We start from the raw sequence: 18,950 nt of genomic DNA on the forward strand, positions 1-18,950 counted from the left end.
ATTTTATAAATGTAAGGAAATATCAATAGCGCCACTTCCCTACATACATGCTCAAATATACTGCTTCATAATCACCCCCAGCAGCTGTCCCGTCAATTTTTTCAAATCCGTACACGCTATCACATAGGGATAAATCTCTTTTAACGCGTGATAACAGGAATAGCCGGAGTCATCCAATGCAATTGCAATTATGCCGGTTCCTCTCCTGCAGATTTTTTTCACTGCATTTGCTGTATCCTTGGTTGACACCGGTGGAAGATAGCAGCCTGGCCCATGGATTCCATGAGCCGGTACCCCGTCTGACAATACTAAAATCAATTTATGCTCTGCCATGGCATTTTTTTGAAGATATGCCTCCGCCCAATAGAGAGACAAACCTTCCCGCGTCCCCTCATCCGCAGTCAGTGAAAGAATATTATACTTTTCCTCTTCCCGGGCATGGAAATTAATCAATATATTGTGAAACACCTCTGGTTTTCCATAGATTGCTCTATGCTCAACAATCGCATGCTCTATGCCTTGTTTTTTCATCACCTCATGAAGAACCACAGCCGCCGCCCTGGCTCCCTCTACTCTTGCCCCCTCCATGGAGCCCGAACCGTCAATCAGCAGCATAATGGCCAGATCCGGCGCATCCTCCACCACTGTATTGCAATACCAATATCTTTTTTTGATATCTCCCATCCTTCTGGAATCCACACCGCTTCCATAAAGCTTTTTCGTGGCCTGAACGGAAATGGGCGTTTTCAGCAGTTGATGAAATTTTTGATTATAGGCATTGATATTGATCTGATATTTGTGAAAGACATTTTGATAGGCCCTTTTTAAATTCAGATTGATTGCAGGCTTTTGTTCGATAATCTGAATGCCCTTATGTAACTCTGCACAGTCATATTCCGCCCCCATAATTGCTCTTTTACTTCCCTGATTTTGCAAAACAGCCATGGCAGCCTTCCTGTCATTGGCTGCTGCACAAAAAATCCCATCTATTTGATCTTTAAAATTACGTTTAGGTAATTCTTTTCCTGTTAAATCCACAGTCAGTCGCCTGGACACCGTACCGTTCCTTGGCGTATTTTTTATGGGTAACGCGGAAGCCTGCATACTGTCATGCGTCAATCTTCCGCCAAGCATTTTTTCCAAAACACTGGTATCCAGCCTAGTGTCTGCCTTCGGAATGATTGATTCAATACAATCAAATATCTGATCCGTAAATTCGTATCTTTTTTCCGGGTCTCCGCAGGCACTTCCCTCCAAAAACAGCTGTCTGGTATTCTCTACATATTCTTTTATTTCTTCTCCCGGCTCCTCCTGTTGTAACATGGGATAAAGCAGAAATCCGCCCATGTGCTCCAAATACTTCCTTAACAACTGATCGTCTCCTGCTTCTGCTTTCTCCATACCTCCAAACACCTGGGAAACGGTACCTTCAAAAGGGGCGCTGGCAAAAATACTGGAAATTCTTCCAAACAGCAAATAAAGTTCCAAATTGTCATACTCGCTGCATCCCGCCGCTTCAATATATCCGTCTTCTATAATATTGGATATCATCGACAATGCAGTCAACCTGATCTTTGACGTGGCTCGTTTATCCGCGAGACAATATAACGGGAATCTGGTATAAATAATGTGCAGCGCTTCATGAATACTTTGCGCCCGCGTTACCATATGCAGTGCCATCCAATTATCCTGCGAGATGCGATGTGGAATACCCATCCATGTTTCTGTATCATATATGGCTTTTGAATCACAAAATATTTCTCTGTCTGCCGGATCCACCACGATATTTCGTCCATCCGTAAACGCCCTGTCCTCGTTGATAAAAAACAGACGCACCTCATCCCGCTCTGTCAGCATTTCCACAAAGCTTTCTTCTATATTTCTGTTGTATTCACTATGGAATGATTTCAACACCTCTTCTTCAGTTTTATTCATATAGTTCCCTCATTCAAAACGGATTCCATTTGTAAATGCGTAAAATGCCTCTAATACTGTTTTCCAGCACCCGATCACATTTTGCTATAGGAATAATCGTCTTTTCTGCCGCTTTCAAATACCCGTCATACTTGGCAAGGCGCACCCAGTTTTCCAAATTTCTGGGAGAAATAACGACATCAAGTTCTTCACTTTCAATCTTCTTTTTTATTTTGTGATAAGCCCCAAGTACCTTGTCCACCTTATCTTTACATTCCGGCACCCTCATGGTAAGCATGCGCATAATCGCTTCATCCGAAAGCTCCGAGATTTCAACCACCGCCTGAAATCGATTATACAGCGCCTGATTTAACTCCTTTGTTCCAAAATATCCCAGATTCATGGTTGCAAAAAAGCGAAAATTTTTATTCCTATGGACGATCTCTCCATTATCTAGTCTTACAAAGCCATTGTCATCCAGCAGGGAATTTAAAAACGCCAGATACTGAGGTTTTGCAAAATTTATTTCTTCAAAAACAACCGCACCCCCGTCGCGAATGGCTTTTGTCACATAACTTTCCCGAAATACAATCCTATCTTCGTCCGGGATAAATTTACCCAATATGTACTCGTCCAGATTCTCCGTACAGTTAATCGTGTCCAGAATGGGAAGGCCAATTCTCTGGGCTGCCAGTTTGCATGACATCGTCTTCCCGGTTCCTGCCGGGCCATGAAACAGCACTGACGTCACATCCCCGTAAACAATCGCGTTGCAAAGGCTATGAAGCGCCTGTGGAATCACGAATTCATCCCCCAGATCCGGAATCATACCCCTGTATTCCGGCGAAAATTCCTGAATTTCAAAACGTTCAGCTGCTACTTCGTGTATCATATTCATTTCTTTTGTATTCTCTTTTATGGTTATATAACTTTGGGAAAATGATATCATTTCATCCGTTTCGTATCCACTTAGATCTGTATATTCCACCCCATAATCCTCAAATTTATGGGCCTGATATAAACCTTCATGAAGATTTACAAACAAATCTGCGGCCGGTTGTTCTATAAATGACATCATTAAATCTCTGTAATCACTGTTTTGCTCCATCTCATTGGCCAGCATCACGCATACGATTAGCAGATATTTATACAGGGGACGTAAATGCTCCATATCTCCATAAAGCCATTTTCCATTGGCATCATATGCAGATAATGTGATCGAGCTGCCCTGCAGCAATGCTTGATAGACATATACATCTGGCTCCACCACTCCATTATCCCGCCAGTCTTCAGGTACAGAAATCCAAAAGAATACTGTGTCCCGATTATCGGTGGTATAATAGTCCCCAATGGCCTGATCTCCATGAATTATGGAGTCCAACATACAAAAAAACAGGCCGATACCTTCTCCGATTGGCTGACATAGTGTAGTGGTTCCTTTGAAGGATTGGTTATTGGGATGGACATAGTATTGGGTCGCATCGGACAGATGTTTGAAGCCGAATCCTCTGTATATGTCATTACTCCCGGGCCTGACAACTTTGTATGAAATTTTGCAGAGATTCATTTGTAAACTTCCTCTAAATAAAGCAGCCTTGAAAAGATTCGTGATATAGCTATATTATCATTATCTTTTGAGTATCTTCAGGTATCTTTTAATTGTATAGGTTTTTAACTGCCATTGAGAGATCTGCTTCTGTCCCAGCCTTTAAAGCTTTTTGTAGGCTACAATCCACTCTAGCAGTCCCATACTAATACGATTATTTTCCCTCCCTGCTCTATTCGGATCCAGTAACATTTTAATGGAAAATAGGACACCAGAATTTCACCCTTTTTACTCCATCTTAAATTTCGTACAGATCTACAAAAATATTATTTTATAAAAACTTCCCATTATACGCCTAAACGTCTTTGCAATTCTTGCTGTATTTCAAAAGAATTAAGCTTTCTTTTTCCTCCATCAGTCTTTATGTAAATTTCATTTTTTGAAGTAGAGAAAAGAAAATTTGAAGCAACTGATTCAACTGATATTTCCACTACATACAAATCCTTAATTATTTCATTGTTGGAAACCACTTTTTCAAAAGTAATTTGTATACTTTCTGTACTAACATATGGCTTCATTTGGCCTATTTTTTCAGAAATTTTTCTATCAATTATATCTCTATCCTTTTTAAAAAGTCTTACTCCTTTTACAATACCATCATCGGTAATTCCCCACTTAATGATCCCTATTCCTGCTACCTTACTATTAAGGAATGCATTGATATATATTTCGGCATTATCAATAATCGAATTACAGGGATTATTTCCTTTTATTTCTTTAAATTCAACATTTCTTTTTTCTACCTCTTCTATTTCTTTTCCCAGCTCATATTTAATAATAGGTTTATTATCATATTTTATTTTTTTATCTTTTATACGATTAGTAAACAATTTCAAATCTTCATTGAAAACTCTTTTATAATCAAAATCTAATCTTTCATACCTTCCTATGTATTTTCTTTGTGTGTCTAAATGAATTGTGTTGATGTCTTTATGTAGGTTTTTTCTTGGATTTGAGGTCAAAATAAACTGAATCCCCCTCATCTCTCTCATTACATATATAAGTTGATCAGTAATATAATTATCTAACATACCAAAAGGTTCATCTATTAATAAAACACTGTTTATAGGTGTGTTAGACAAAATATTTAATATACGATAATATGTTTGGATACCTCCTGACATCAAATTATAAGATTTACTATTTGAATCCAGAGAATCTGCTTTGTATTTATTTTCTATCCCCATTCTATCTAATAATTCATTAGAATTTTCAATCATTTCTTTATCAAGTCTATACTTGCGTTCGATAAATTCACCACTTACCAAATAAATCATTTGTCGGTTAACTGACAATAACTTTTTCATTTCATCAAATGACTTAACTATTATTTCAGGACAATTATTTCTGTATCGCTTAACTAAACGTATATGTGTATTCCCGTCTGCAATCTCCAGATTTATTGTTGCTTCTTTTTCTTCACAATGATAATTCAAAATCTCGTTATCTTGTAAAATAGAATATAGCAATGCAAGAACTGTTGTTTTTCCACATCCATTTGGCCCCTGTATAATATTTATTTTATCTCTGCAAAATTCCATCTCCGCTTTGTGAAAAACACCTAATTCTGTTATGCTCAAATTTTCAATAAACATTTTTTTCCATCTTTCTCTTACATTATGGCAGACTACCGCATCACTGGAAAGAAAGTAAAGTCTAACAGGTCCTTTCCATTTTAAGTTAATTTAATACCAATATTTTCAACACATAAGCGGGCGCTAGATTCTTTCCAATCTTAGTCGGTTTGATAATAACATTCATTTAACAACAGCTTTTTAGTCAAGAAAAAAAATAACCTAAAGGCTTTTCTATGGTTAAATTCAAAATCATAGGAGGGCCTTTTATTATGATAATACAAAAGGAACCAGTTCACGGAGTAGAAATGACCCAAGGAAAAAGTAACATCGTAAGCGCTCAATAACAGAGTGCCTTACGTCGAGATAAGATTCGTGGTATATGGTAAATTAAACACTATAATTTCTGCAAATCAGCTAACTGACTTTCAATTTTATCTATAAGAGTTCTATCAGCCGGAAGCCAATCAATAGTATCTAATTCATCTTTTTTTAACCATCTTGCAGTCTCTGCTTCCTTAAGTATAATCTCGCCATCAGTCACAATGCACCAGAAGCAATCCATACTTAAATGGAAGTTCGGGTAATCGTACTCAATAGTATCTATCAATTCACCAATTTCAATTTTAATATCCAGTTCCTCTTTAATTTCTCTTACAAGGGCTTCATGTAAAGTTTCGCCAAATTCTAGTTTCCCGCCAGGGAATTCCCACTGGCCCTTAAAGTCGCCATAGCCTCTAGCTGTGGCAAATATTTTAGTTGTATTTTCAAAAGAATCACAGATAACTGCAGCCACTACTTTTACTGTTTTCATATGCTTAATCCTCTGTTGGCTGCTTTCTTAATCTAAATTTATACTCTTTACGAACTATACCAGCTTCGTCTTTATCATCGTCATACGTATAGTCTACCAATTTGAACACGCCTTGATAGTAATATTCCCGAGGTGAGAACTTAACAAATAAGTGTATTTGTTTTCTGTCCCTTTCCGCATCAACGATAGCTTTATTACCAAGTGTCATTTGCTGGTCGCCAGTCTTACCTTCCCCAGAATAGATGTAATCTCCATCAGGGGTCCAGTGATCATGATATACAAAACCCATTTTCTTTTTATCCACTGATGAAATAAGAACCACTGTTGATGAAGTTCTATTTATTCCCCTACTAAAACCTGCAATCTTAATACCAAATTGATCTTCAACCTGCTGATATGTGAGAATAGGCTGTTTTGCCAAATGCTGAACATTATAGTCCAGTCCAAACCCATCTTCAATATTGCGTTTTATTTTTTTTGTAGGAGCAACTTGCTTCTTTGCTACACGGCATCCCTCTTCAACTTTTTGAGCTGCTTCTACTGCTTGACGTTGCTCCTCAGCAGCTTGCCTAGCCTTAGATATATCAGCCATGATAGCAGACTGTATAGTGGGATCTTCTGCCACAATATAATTTTCGAAGACATCAGGAAAGATAAATTTTGATTCTTTTGCAGCAAACTCTATAGTCAAATAGCGGCCTGATACCTCCTTCACAATTCCTTCGCCAAAGGCCTTATGCTTTACTTTTAAATTCAATAATTGCCTTTGTAGAAGTTCTTCTTGTATATCCATACAAACCGCCCTCCATTCATCTTCAGACTGAATTTTTCGTGTCATCTATATTTTTTATCTCTTATCAGCCTCTTTTAGCGTTGACTGATTTCCCACATACATCATTTGTCCTCTGCACCTTTCTGTGGACTTGCCTTTGATTGCTGATAGGATAAAATGCCTCTCATGATTCCATAGAAATCATCATATCCAAGATTCCAATCATAAACCCCATCTATTATAGGTTGCAAATGAAGTTGCTTCACTTTTTCTTTCCTAACTGAAACCGCCTTTCGCTGAATAGTCTTCCAATCACAACCTCCACATCGAAGCTGCTCTTTCAATGACGAATCTGCAACCACAAGCACGGTATTATCATCAATTACCCGAAAGTTCTCCTGCACCTCCGGAAAGCGCATAGAAATCTCTGCTTGCAATAAAAATTTGGCATCATCAGACACCGTTTGGCGCCGCAGTTCATCTCTTATAGATATTGTACCAAGCTCCGGTGAAATTGAATCCCCTTTATAGAAATAATGCTTCAAAACATACGCCGATTCTTTTATCCCTTTGTTATATGTTAGCATTGCGTCTTTCTGCATCTCAAAAGACCAAATTACCGCATCATCATCGAAGCCATTGCGATTAACACGTCCGGCTGTCTGCAACAGAGACAACAAAGATGCAATCTCACGAAAGCCCGTTTTGAACGAGAAATCAACACCGGCTTCCACGCAGGAAGTTGCCACCAATGTCCAATCTGTATCGTCTTTATCTTCCAAGCGGTTCTTCACATCCTGTATCGTTTTATCTCTCTGTTCCGCAGCAAGCGCTGTTGACAAGTGCATAACCCTGCAGTCATGTCTATCACCATAATATCTCCTCATATCCTCAGCAATTACCGCAGCACTCTGCACGGTATTCATAATTACCAGACGCGGCCCTGGAACAGAAGCAACCCATTTCACCAACTGCTCTCTATTAAGTGGTTCCGGCTTGCATAAAAATTTAATTCGGTTCGTTTCATATTTCATCAATCTATTTCTCAACTCAATATTAACAATCTGCGGAACCGTTCTCTGCGTTTCAGATAATTCCTCTAATTTCCAAAATTCCACCAGCGAACCAGATGCAAGAATCCAATGGCAGCTCCATTCATCTGCAAGCACTTGCATCCAATGCCATGCTGTTGGCAGCAGTTTCACCGGCAAAGCTGCATGTGCTTCATCCACAAATATCACACTGCCCGGAAGTTCATGTAATCTACGAAGCGTAGCAGGCATGCAGGATGCCATCGTTTCAAAAAAGGCAACCGCTGTTGTCACAACAATTGGCGCTTTCCATTGTGCTGTGAGCGCACGGGCTTCCTCGCTTTCAAAATCTGCACGATGATGTAATTCGGCAACCACATCTTCTGGTTTTTCACCTGGCAGGAGAAGTGCCTCGCGGTATACTTCTACAGACTGCCTGATAATATTTGTAAATGGAAGGACCACAAAAATTCGGCGGGATTTACGTAAAATTGCCTGCTGAAGTGCATATGCCATCAGTGCTGTCGTTTTTGCCGAACCAACTGGACTGTTACAGGCTACAATATTCTCTTCGATGGCAGAATCTCTGCAAACCTGATACATTTCTGTCCGCAGCTTGCTCCTCTCGCTTTTATCCCTCAATCCACGTACATATTTATCAAGTCTCTCCAGACGTTCCTTCGCTCTCAGCTTTGGAATAGATACATCCTGTTCCTGCGGGAATTTCCCATAATGTCTCGCTGTATCCGTATGATCTGCATCAACCAGGCAAGATAACATAATACGAAAAAAGACGCCTTTGTCTCCGCTCGCACTGTTAACGCAAAATGCTGAGACTTCGCTTCTCATCAGATTTTTATGCAACGCAACCAGATTATCTATTTCCGCATTAACCTTATCGCGCGTCTCCTTGTTCTGATCACGAAAACAATTTTTTTGTCTCTGTCCCTCCAGTTCAATGTCCGGCAATCCACTATGATGAGCGCTGACCGCCATCTGGGAGTAGTAAGAATTTTCCTGGATTTGTTTAAGGAACGTCACTCCGGCATCCTGGTGATGGAGCGGCAGGCTTACGTGACTGTCCTTTTGATGCAGTATCTCTTGATTTTCTTTATATAATTTTCCCATATCATGTACAGGTGATGCCATATCAACTGATGCATTCAGCATCTCACCATCAAGGACCGCATATCTGGCTGCTTCCTTCGCATTATGGCAGGCATCACGCTGTACATTTTCTACGTGCTCTTGATACGATTGCTCAGGATACCCATCCCGCGCACTGTGGGCTAAGTATATCATCGGCAATTAACCAAATCCACACAACTCTCAACACATTGCCGTAACTCCTCCGGTAAACCATTCTTATCCTGGTAATCTTTCCAATCACTAGAAGGTTCCCCCGCATTTCCAATACGCTCTGGTGTCAGCGCCTCCAAAAGCAAATAATCCGGACAACTTCCAAGCACATTTTTATGTTCTATGTACCAGACATGACGCAAGCGAACATCTGGTCGGATTGCTGAACGATTCATATCATACGCATAAGGCATCAACTGCTTCATCAATTCAATATCATCCACAGTACAGCCACTCTTATGTGCATAGTTTGGATTCACAAAAAACGGCATACAATAAACACCATGCTCTACTACGCGGTACGCCATAGGCGCCATGCCCGCATTTTTTCCTTCCTGTACTCCTGCTTTATTTGTATTTGTCTGACGAATAATGTTGATCGGCGAAATGGAAATTCCCATCCCGATTTGAACAACTCCTGTTTTGATGTACCCCTTATTGCCACCTTCTTCCAAAAACGTATTTCCAAAAACCCGCGCATCCCAATATTTTTTTACAAATTTGCTGCTAAGGAATGCATCCTGGTCAAATTTTTTAATATCACCACTTAATTCCATTTCCTTTTGAATTGCTTTGCGGTCGCGTCCGCGTGATTCCAGAATGCAATATTCCTCCGGATGTTCACTAAACTTTTCCGGCAGACTTTGAAAAACAGGAGATTTATGATCTTCCACCAAATCACGCAGCTTTCTCTTAAAAGAAACCGGAGATATCTCTCCCAGTCCGTTTGGGCGCTGACGAGGATCCGCTTCACGATCCGGATCTCCGTTTGGATTCGAATTCACTACTTCAATCACCAACAGACCTGTTGCACGTCTCATTTCTCTACTCATTGATATTACCTCCTATATTTTCGTATATTCATTAATTTACTTTTTCTTTTTTCGGTAAGGCTGCCAGATACCCAATAAACATCTGTGCTTTTTCATAATCGTTAAAACGTTGTTTATCCTTCAAAACGGAAAGAAGCGCACCCGCTATCTGTTCGTACACATACAGCAAATATCCAGCAGATGGCCCAAAATATTTCGCCTCTTCATCCTGACGGTTTTTCAATTTTCTTATAATGCAGGCTTCCCTATTTGCTTTTGCCCAGGTAATATAAGGAATCATACGAGTTGCCAACTGAGCAAGTGTCTGTGCTGGCAGCTCCGACGCAGCCACATACATACTGCTCCCCACAAGTTGAGGCGGAATCTGTCCATCTCTCACCTCGTAGCAATACAGCTCATGCAGACTATCCGACACCTTCAATATCTGCCCTAATAAATATGGATATTCATTCATATAGTCCTCTTTTCTGCTCCCAAGCCAATATAATATCATTCCAATCATCACCAATGCGTCCTGTAATTTAGGAATGAATGCATTGGCAGCGTTATACTGTATTACTGAATTAAGAATCCCTCCTGCATATAGCGCCATATTTGTACAGTGCTCTATCATAAAATGCAAATCTTTTTCCAATACCGGTTTCGGAACCCCAAACAAAAGTTCCATGCCATGATAAACCGGAACAGGCTTAAATTTATCTGTGGCCTGTGTTCCGTCCTGCTTCCAGCTTCGATTCAAAATATCGGCAACTCCGAGCGGAAACGGTGTCCATAGAAACCGGATTGAAAATTCTGGCAGATTTTTTGAAGCTCTTTGCCATTCGGTACTGTTCTGAACAATATCATCCACAGCCGCACAGTGTGTATAAATAACTTTCGTTCGCGCCTTATCCAATTTGCGAAGAATAAATATTTGAATATTTTCCGGATAATTTTCCGGATCCACTGTCTTTGTTTTTGTCAAATACTCAGAAAACGCCTTTGCTTCTGATTCAAACCGGCTTTTTTGCTCCCCTTTATCAGTTACTTTAAAGAAAGCAGTGAAGCTAGGCAGATTTTCTATCAGATGTGATGGGTAGGCAAATAAAATTTCATTTTTATCCGTATTCACCCAAGTTTTGTTCTTCATTTTCGCACTGGAAAGCCAGGTCAATGCAGCCTGTATGCCGGACCGCACTTCCGGTGCAATCGGATACGTCGCATTTTCAAAACGGCCATAGCGGCTTTGACAAGGCTGTCCTTTAAACATGGTTCTCAGACTTACCTCAAATCCACCAGCCAGTTTCACTGTCGGCATCGGTTCCTCCAACGGTGCAAACATGACACCAAAGGCATCCTGCTCATTAGCTTTGGCTCTTCCTTTCTCTGTGGCATCTGCTTTCAACAATGCATAATTTAAGCCTTTGGTAAATTCTTTTGTAGCAGATGACACGCCATCATCTTCTAATTCATTACAATCCAAAATGACTGACAGGCTTCCATAATCGTCTTCCGGACTTTTTTCCCCCTTGCCAATATAGAATAGAATTTGCAGGGCAAGTACAATATCCTCTTTCTCTCGCCTTTCAAGTGCATCAAATGCGACCCGTTCAAGTTCTGCATGAAGAGCCTCTGGCTCGACAAACGGACGCGCCGCCCGGATCAGGTGAAGCGCCGGCTCATAAACAGCTTCTCCCTGTAGCATCTGTTGCAGTTTTTCTGGAATTTTTTGCATGCTGTTTTTATATTTCCTTGAGAATTTGGCACCCCAGTTACTGCAATCGCACCATTTCTTTATCTGCTGAATATCTATCTCGTTACTATCAGCTTTCAATAATTGTGATATTTTCTGTGCCCGCTCCGCATCTGTTATACGATATAACGGTGCCAGGTTCATCGCAGGAAATGTACCCTGGTTATTCCCATACTTTCTCAGTTCATGTCCCAAATCTGCATTCACACTATCCAGACGGGAAACTTTATCTCCAAGAAGAACAATACGGACACACGGCGCGTTTTCCTTAATATTGGGAATTAACTTGTATTCCCGGTGCCATTGTTCGCCAACAATAGCCATCTTTGACAATGTGGTGGAGAGCTGATATAGTTCGTTAATCATAAATCAACTCCTCCCTTCACCGGATAAATCAAAGTCCCCTGATGAATCACCACATCCGTATCATAGACTGCATGATATTCTGTCTGATACCCCGGAGAAAACACCTGCCGCAGCATGGATGGGATGATAATATCCGGTTGTTCCGTGCAAACCTCTGTTTCATCTCTAAACGCACCAAAATACGAAGGCGTGAACTCCCGCCAACCAAGGCAGAGGCTTGCGTAGGACTGCCCCCTCTTCAGGCGGCGATTAAATATATCCTGATATGCATGCCCTGGCGCCGTCGTACGCTTGTCCCATGCCAATGCCCTTGAAGTCAACTTGTCCTTTTTGAAATTTGGTGCTGCCACCGCGTAAAGTCGATAGCACACATCTGTCAATACCGTAGCGTACAACTGATAATTATTCCCCCCCGCTATAGCGCTGCTGCTACGCAGCGGACCACCATAATTAGTCACATAACTATGCCACTGGACAGGCTTGCATAGTTCCACTTTCGTGGGAATAATTTCAATGGCCGGTCCCCATAAAACAGATTCAAACAATGCCTTGACAGCGGAATATGTTGGTGCGGCATAGCTGACCGGCGAGTCGCCGCTGTCTGGTCTTACCCAAATCGCTGTCTGACCGGCAATCTCCATTTGAATCGGATAACTGTAAGTCACCATATTTTTTCCTCCCATCTTTATATAATATACCTATAAATATCTATCAGTCCAGTAAACAACACATGCTCTACCCGTAAACATAAAGACGTCTTTTATATTGTTATTTCCGGCATAAACCTCTCCATGCGGTGGACTGATATCTTATACTACATGGCAAAAGATTAACCCCTTCATTTTATTATATATCACTGATTTTGGCTCTAATTCACGCTAACTTTCAATCCTTGTTCATTCATTTTCCATTCTACTTTAAACTTATGCCTTCTCCCGTCAGTATCTTTATAAGTACACTTATAATAAGAACGTTCATAATTAATCAATCTATGAGCAGCTACGCTATCCTCTAATAAATTAATCTTATGATTTCCTTTATATGATTCAAAATTCTCGTAGGTTAAACTAGCTGGCATTCCCGCATTACAAATATAGATTATTTAAAAAAACGTTTTACCATTTATAATAGTTTTATCTATTATATAGATCAGTACGTCCAATGATTTGACAATACGCCCTATATATCTTGAAGTTAACAATATTCCTGTTGGGATCGCCCCCAATATTTTTTAAAACGCACTCAATCGGATTGCAATAAACATAAATTTTCTCTAGCTTTCTTTTTTTGGCAGCAAGTTAATAACCAAGTAATCCTCTTTCTCATAACGAACAAGAAGTAAACTCTGTAAGCTTTCTTTCACCAATTGCATAAGGTCATTCGGTATAACTTCATAATTTGTTTGCATATCGGGACTTTGATATGCTTTGTACTTTCCATTAAAATAGAATTTATCAACACTCAAATATGGTCTGTAAAGTCTTTTTGATGTTCTGCAATCTTTAGCAAGAGCAATTATACTAATAATAATTGCAACAAAGCTTAATAAAAAGGATGTTAAATCTGCCAAATTAATCTCCATATTAATCTTCATTTACCTTGCCACCTCCTACAATGCAATTCAGATTAGGCAAAAATCTTATGCTCATTTTTGCCATATGAGAAATGCCTTTAAATTCAATACCACTTATATAATTATAAGTAGTTTCATTTCAACCACAATACATGAACTTTTATCATCTTCGACACAATTTCACGCAGACCTCCACATGTGGTGAGTGGATGATAATGATGCCATAAGAGCGAATTCCGTTATTGATGGAACTGCTGATACATATGTATTTTCAATTCATCTCCTCATTTCCATTTATTTTTCCGAATCAGATTGCATTTCATTTTTTAGATATTGTTCCAATACCCCAAACTGTTTTTCATCCAGGCATGTTCTATTGGCAATTTTTACGCAGACTACAACTTCTGCGCCAAAATAGTTCTCCGGAACACGGTTTAAATATTCCTTCAAGGCATAAAGTTCCTGCATAAGGTAGCGATTTTTTTTAGAAAACCATTTGCACAGAAAATTACAGACTTCCTTTCCATTCTCACAATCGTTCCCCATTTTTAGTTCAAAACCATTATCATCAATATTTTCAATTTTCATATATTCACATGGCTTATCGCACTGACATTTTGACATCTGAGACATATCTACAATAACTGTTAAAATCAACTTTTCCATAATTGATCCAGGTGTCAAGCCCCCTTTGCCTGCTACTATACTATAATTTGTTTTCAGTTCATAGCCCTGTGTTAAAAGATGAGAAATCCAATGAAAAGCGGAATCTTTTGACATCTGATCCAAATTATGATATAGGATGGGCCTGGATATTCTGCAATTACTCATATCCAGTAAATCAGCAAGCCGAAGCAGGATTTTATCAAACTTAAGACTAACCATTTTTTCAGCAGCTGATGATTTTGTAAAGTAAATATCTCTTTCATCCGCTTGATGAGCCTCTGATATTTCCGCAACAAATTCACGAAGAGTTTCATCCAAAAAATTCAAGTCTTCTCTGGCTCGTATTTCTACCGCGCTGTCTGACGCGTGTTTTTCCCTGATTTTCTTTTCATAATAAGCATCTAACCTCCTGTAACTCTGGGTCATCCACTTTTTTACCTGCGATATATCTTCCACATCCGACTCTCTGTATTCTATTTTTTCCCCTTTCGCAAGCCGCTTCTTTAACGCAATCTCCTGACGGATTTCCGATAAATGCTCCCAGGCAATACTGTCCCCGCTTTCTTTATCTATTAAAAATGCGTCTAATGCGGGAATTTTTACCATGGATATGTCGTGAAGATAACACGCCAAAAATAAAGCATAGAAATCGAGCGAAGATATCTTTAAAAATCCTATTGCATGGATAAGTTTTACTATATTTCTAATTAACGCAATCGCATGTTCCTGATTATGAAGCGTATAAAAATACAGATGTTTGGATCCGTTTTTCCACACCTCGCAGGTAAACTGGTGAGTCAAAATCAACTTATCGATTCGGATTGGATCCGCCACAAAAGACTGGAAAATATCGACCACTTCCATTACCGCATAATCCAAATCCGCTTTATTTCCCACATCGTTCAATAAGATTTTCCGATCTAGGAATACCTCTTCTGTAAAGAGCCGGTTTCTCAAAAACAGTAAAATCCGAAACTCGCCACAACTCAGAGGCTTCCTATTAAACTTTTTAATCACAAAGCAATCTTCTATTTCTACGTCAAAAAGCTGCGAGTACACAGCATTAGCGACCATTCGTATAAATTGCGATGTATTTTCACTTACTATCATTGCCATTTCCACCATATCTTTAGACAGCAGCCTCTCTAAAATCGCACCTTTCCAGTTTTTCTTCTGAATCTGCTCTACCCAATGTTCCGCTACATCATAATGCTTATGAGAAAATGACTTCATTTTACATGCTGCAAAATATTTCAATGTTTTATACGGATCAATAAATTCCATACCAGATTTTTTATATCTATCTTTATCGTTATTTTTCTTTTCCCCACATTCTATCAATTCTTTATACACTTCATAAAGAAAAGAGCTCTCCTTATTTTCTTCTTCGAAACACAATTTGTTGAGTTCTCCAATATACTTTCCAAGCTCTTTTTTTTCTGTATCGCTAATATCCTCACAATACATGGAAACAGCAGCGTCCCATATATTTTCATTATAGGACTGTATAAAGGCTTTCAACTTTTCCTCTTTAGTATTATATTTATTGACTATATATATAATCTTCTCCAATTCTTTTTTATTACTATTATCTGTTTCACACATATGCCTTAAATTAAGACGATGTTTTCGATATTCAAAGAAACGATAATAACGTATCCAACGATCACGGAATTTACTCCAGTTCTGTATACGCTTTCTGCATTCTCCAATTGCCTCTGGATTCTGCTCTTCCTCAGACGCTTCCTGCAATTTTGAAATCTCTCCCTTCGCCTGATCCAGCTTTTGATCCAACTCTTTAATTTTCTTCTGGATTTCATCCGAAAGCGCCTTCAATCTCCCTTCCAGTATAACATCTTCCTCATCCGAATACATTTTAAATATCTCATTTCCAGCCTGAGATGCCTCCCGGCTGACGCATTTTAAATAAATCTCACTTTCATCGAGTTGATCTAACCGTATAAAACTGCTCTTACTCACAGCCTTATTTTTATCCACACCATGAACATGGATACCATAAAGCCCTGCAGCTCTCATAGCAGACACAGGATTGGGAAGTAAAGCCCTGTTATCTTCCTCCAAAAGCCTTTTTTCTAGTTTTTCTATTTCATCATTAATATTGTTGAGTTGCTCCCCAAAGCTATCTTCAAGAATATCATTTGTAAAAATCACAGAATCATCTACGTAAAAATAACTAACCCCCTTAAACTTTTCCTGAAATATTTCCGATATCGGTATCATGCAAATGTTTCCGAAAAAATAAGATTGTGGAAGGCCCTGAGGAATTCCACGCACAAAATTTTCTTCAATTACAGGCTCACATGATTCCTTATTTACCTTATAATACTCTTTCTTCAATTTATTAGAAAGATTCGTTTTCAGCTTACAAAATAAAAGTTTTATTAAAATCCTTTTCAGTAATTCTGTATCAGGTCTTTCCATATTTACAGGAAATCTTTCCACAATTAATTGATAAACCAGCATCGGATCAATAGTCGGGAAAAAATTTTCCAAGTCAAGCGACACCTCATATTTATATTCTAAAGAAGCATTATATTTTTTCAATGCTTCATTTGCATTTTGTGTATAGGCCTGATATTGTTGTTTCCAAGGTTTAAACAAAAACTCCGGATTTAAGGACACTCTGTTTCCATAAAAATTTCCTGGCAATAACCGACTTACATTTGAAAGATAAAGTTTTTTCTCAACATCCGCTATCTCATATACTAATAAATGAAGCATTGCCACAATTGCGATCTGACTGATAATGTCCGTTGTATGAAGTGGTCTATATGTAACCTTCTCTTTATCATTCAGCTTCTTAGGTCGAAAGTAAACATAAGCTTCTATAAAACAGTCGTCTTTATCAATCAGATCTGTAATCTTATCTCTGACATTTTTAATTATTTCCTTAATATAAATTTCATCATACTTATCCTGTAATCGGTAATACTTTTCCTTATCATTTTCTGTTAAAAGTTCAAAATCAAATATGTATGAACGCAACGAATAAATGGCATGAAAAATATTCTGGTCTGACAGCAAAAACGTTCTGTATCTCCCATCGTATTTCACTTTCCTCTTTTGTGTCTTTTCCATTCTATTTTTTTATTCCCCCACTCTTTCTATTTTTTGAAGACGTCTTAAAATCGAGAAATTCTTTTAAATTTTTCAATTCTTTTAGTTCTTCACTTTCAATGATTTCTGCTTTACTGTGGTACATAAAACGCTTTGTCTCGCAGAGAGCACTGCATTCAACCAATAGTTTCTCATCACATACCGTGTTTTTATCAGAAAAGGAATATACTTTATTGATTACAACTATCTTTTCCTCCTCATCATCCCATTTACTCTCCTGCTGCCAATAACGATCTATGATTAATGACACACCTGAGTAGCAGGACGATAGCTGAAATAACCGTTTTACTAATTTATATTTTTTATAAAAACATTCCAAAAAATGCAAAAATTGCATACTGTAATGTGGTAAATAAGTGGAATTATAATAAAAATCTTTATTTGTTTCACTGAGAAAAAATGAAAAAGCTTTAATTTCTTTTTCGAATTCTTCCCTTAATCTCTTTTCTTTAACCAACCGCTCGCCCAACTCCATATAATTTTCCCACTGTTTTTCAATATCTGTCAAAATTCATCGCCTCCATACCAGATATTTGAAAACTGTATTTTCAAATATTGATGTAATTTTTCTTTCCAACGTATATATTCTTCGTAGTCCTGCTCTTTATCTTTTTTATGTATCATTTCTAACAAATGAGCTGCAGAATCTTTTCCATCATATATCTGCTGCCATATTATTGTTTCTGAATCTAAAATACTCTTACGATAATCCGGAAATTCTACCGCTTTCAGTCGATATTTTCCCAGCGGAGGTCTTTTATTTAAATCCTTTATTCTTCTGGTTTCAGAAACAGTAAGCGGCATCTCTGTTATCTCAATGTTAATAAATGGAGGCAAGAGTATTTCTCTTTCATCCCAATGTTTATATTCCTTTCTTGATAATATCTTTTCAAAGTCAATAAAAGGAACATTTCGGGCAAGTTCCATTTCTATCAGGACAATATTACTTTTCTGAGCAAACGTCATATCAAATCCGCTCTTTGAGCAGGAAAAAAACGATTGGGTAAAGCCGTTTTCATAATATGTAATGGAAGAAGCACGTTCTATCCGCCGTCCAACTGCACTGCTGTCAAAATCTGCATTTTTTTCCTTCATCAGAGTAAAAATATCCGTATAAATCTGAACTGTTTCGTCTATTCTTCTGATAAACTCCGTATTCAAGAGATGGTCTTCTGTCCAAATACGTTCTTGTTCATTCTTGATACCTTCGAAAAGAAGTGCATTTAACGTCCAATAGGCATTTTTGTCTCCGAACATAGCGTCTTGAGATTCTCTACCCACGTAACCGTTACTACACCGTTCCCGGGTATCGCCTCCATAAAACCGAAGGGCATCAATTTTTCTAATCAGGAGCTGCTGACTCTCCTGTTCCAATGGCTTTTCCATATTCTGTTTCTTTCTCTATTACCTCACATCAAAATTTTGTTTATGATATTATCTAAAAAAAAATATCTTAATTAATGAACTTCATCATAGGATATTCCTATTATATTTTAAAGGAAATTCTAATGTAAGTTTAGTTGTTGACTATAGACCATGTTCTACCAAATAATCGTATACCCTTTCAATGAA

Annotated in this window: 13 protein-coding genes; all 13 read right to left on the reverse strand. The window is 38.5% G+C overall.

Going from position 1 to position 18,950, the window contains the following annotated elements; all coding sequences use genetic code 11:
• Positions 1 to 51 precede the first annotated feature (51 nt).
• A complete protein-coding gene (locus EV209_RS05745) occupies positions 52 to 1,935 on the reverse strand; it encodes a vWA domain-containing protein (protein WP_130433900.1) in 1,884 nt (627 codons plus the stop codon).
• Between the two features lie 13 nt (positions 1,936 to 1,948).
• Positions 1,949 to 3,298 carry an AAA family ATPase gene (locus EV209_RS05750; RefSeq protein WP_165388825.1) on the reverse strand — a complete coding sequence of 450 codons (1,350 nt, stop codon included), beginning with the start codon at positions 3,296 to 3,298 and terminating at the stop codon, positions 1,949 to 1,951.
• 509 nt (positions 3,299 to 3,807) lie between these two features.
• The gene (locus tag EV209_RS05755) at positions 3,808 to 5,115 is read right to left on the reverse strand and encodes an RNA-binding domain-containing protein (RefSeq protein WP_130433904.1); all 1,308 of its coding nucleotides are present in this window, start codon (positions 5,113 to 5,115) and stop codon (positions 3,808 to 3,810) included.
• A gap of 376 nt (positions 5,116 to 5,491) precedes the next feature.
• On the reverse strand, positions 5,492 to 5,908 hold the full coding sequence (locus tag EV209_RS05760) for a (deoxy)nucleoside triphosphate pyrophosphohydrolase (protein ID WP_130433906.1): 417 nt from the start codon (positions 5,906 to 5,908) through the stop codon (positions 5,492 to 5,494).
• A gap of 4 nt (positions 5,909 to 5,912) precedes the next feature.
• The gene (locus tag EV209_RS05765) at positions 5,913 to 6,701 is read right to left on the reverse strand and encodes an SRA domain-containing endonuclease (protein WP_130433908.1); all 789 of its coding nucleotides are present in this window, start codon (positions 6,699 to 6,701) and stop codon (positions 5,913 to 5,915) included.
• 101 nt (positions 6,702 to 6,802) lie between these two features.
• Complete coding sequence (locus EV209_RS05770; RefSeq protein WP_243647503.1) at positions 6,803 to 8,881, reverse strand: CRISPR-associated helicase/endonuclease Cas3; 2,079 nt, start codon at positions 8,879 to 8,881, stop codon at positions 6,803 to 6,805.
• 128 nt (positions 8,882 to 9,009) lie between these two features.
• Positions 9,010 to 9,903: a type I CRISPR-associated protein Cas7 gene (locus EV209_RS05775; protein ID WP_130433910.1), complete on the reverse strand. Its 894-nt coding sequence runs from the start codon at positions 9,901 to 9,903 to the stop codon at positions 9,010 to 9,012.
• A gap of 31 nt (positions 9,904 to 9,934) precedes the next feature.
• Positions 9,935 to 12,001, reverse strand: coding sequence for a hypothetical protein (locus EV209_RS05780; protein WP_130433911.1), 2,067 nt, complete (start codon positions 11,999 to 12,001; stop codon positions 9,935 to 9,937).
• Positions 11,998 to 12,669 carry a CRISPR-associated protein Cas5 gene (gene cas5 / locus EV209_RS05785; protein WP_130433912.1) on the reverse strand — a complete coding sequence of 224 codons (672 nt, stop codon included), beginning with the start codon at positions 12,667 to 12,669 and terminating at the stop codon, positions 11,998 to 12,000. The genes EV209_RS05780 and cas5 overlap by 4 nt, the downstream gene beginning before the upstream one ends.
• A gap of 605 nt (positions 12,670 to 13,274) precedes the next feature.
• The gene (locus tag EV209_RS05790; protein WP_130433913.1) at positions 13,275 to 13,595 is read right to left on the reverse strand and encodes a hypothetical protein; all 321 of its coding nucleotides are present in this window, start codon (positions 13,593 to 13,595) and stop codon (positions 13,275 to 13,277) included.
• Positions 13,596 to 13,868: 273 nt separating this feature from the next.
• On the reverse strand, positions 13,869 to 17,339 hold the full coding sequence (locus EV209_RS05795; RefSeq protein WP_130433914.1) for an HD domain-containing protein: 3,471 nt from the start codon (positions 17,337 to 17,339) through the stop codon (positions 13,869 to 13,871).
• A gap of 1 nt (position 17,340) precedes the next feature.
• Complete coding sequence (locus EV209_RS05800) at positions 17,341 to 17,886, reverse strand: hypothetical protein (protein ID WP_130433915.1); 546 nt, start codon at positions 17,884 to 17,886, stop codon at positions 17,341 to 17,343.
• The gene (locus EV209_RS05805) at positions 17,883 to 18,764 is read right to left on the reverse strand and encodes a hypothetical protein (protein WP_130433916.1); all 882 of its coding nucleotides are present in this window, start codon (positions 18,762 to 18,764) and stop codon (positions 17,883 to 17,885) included. The genes EV209_RS05800 and EV209_RS05805 overlap by 4 nt, the downstream gene beginning before the upstream one ends.
• Positions 18,765 to 18,950 lie beyond the last annotated feature (186 nt).

The sequence above is a fragment of the Cuneatibacter caecimuris genome, from assembly GCF_004216775.1.
GTDB classification, from domain to species: domain Bacteria; phylum Bacillota; class Clostridia; order Lachnospirales; family Lachnospiraceae; genus Cuneatibacter; species Cuneatibacter caecimuris.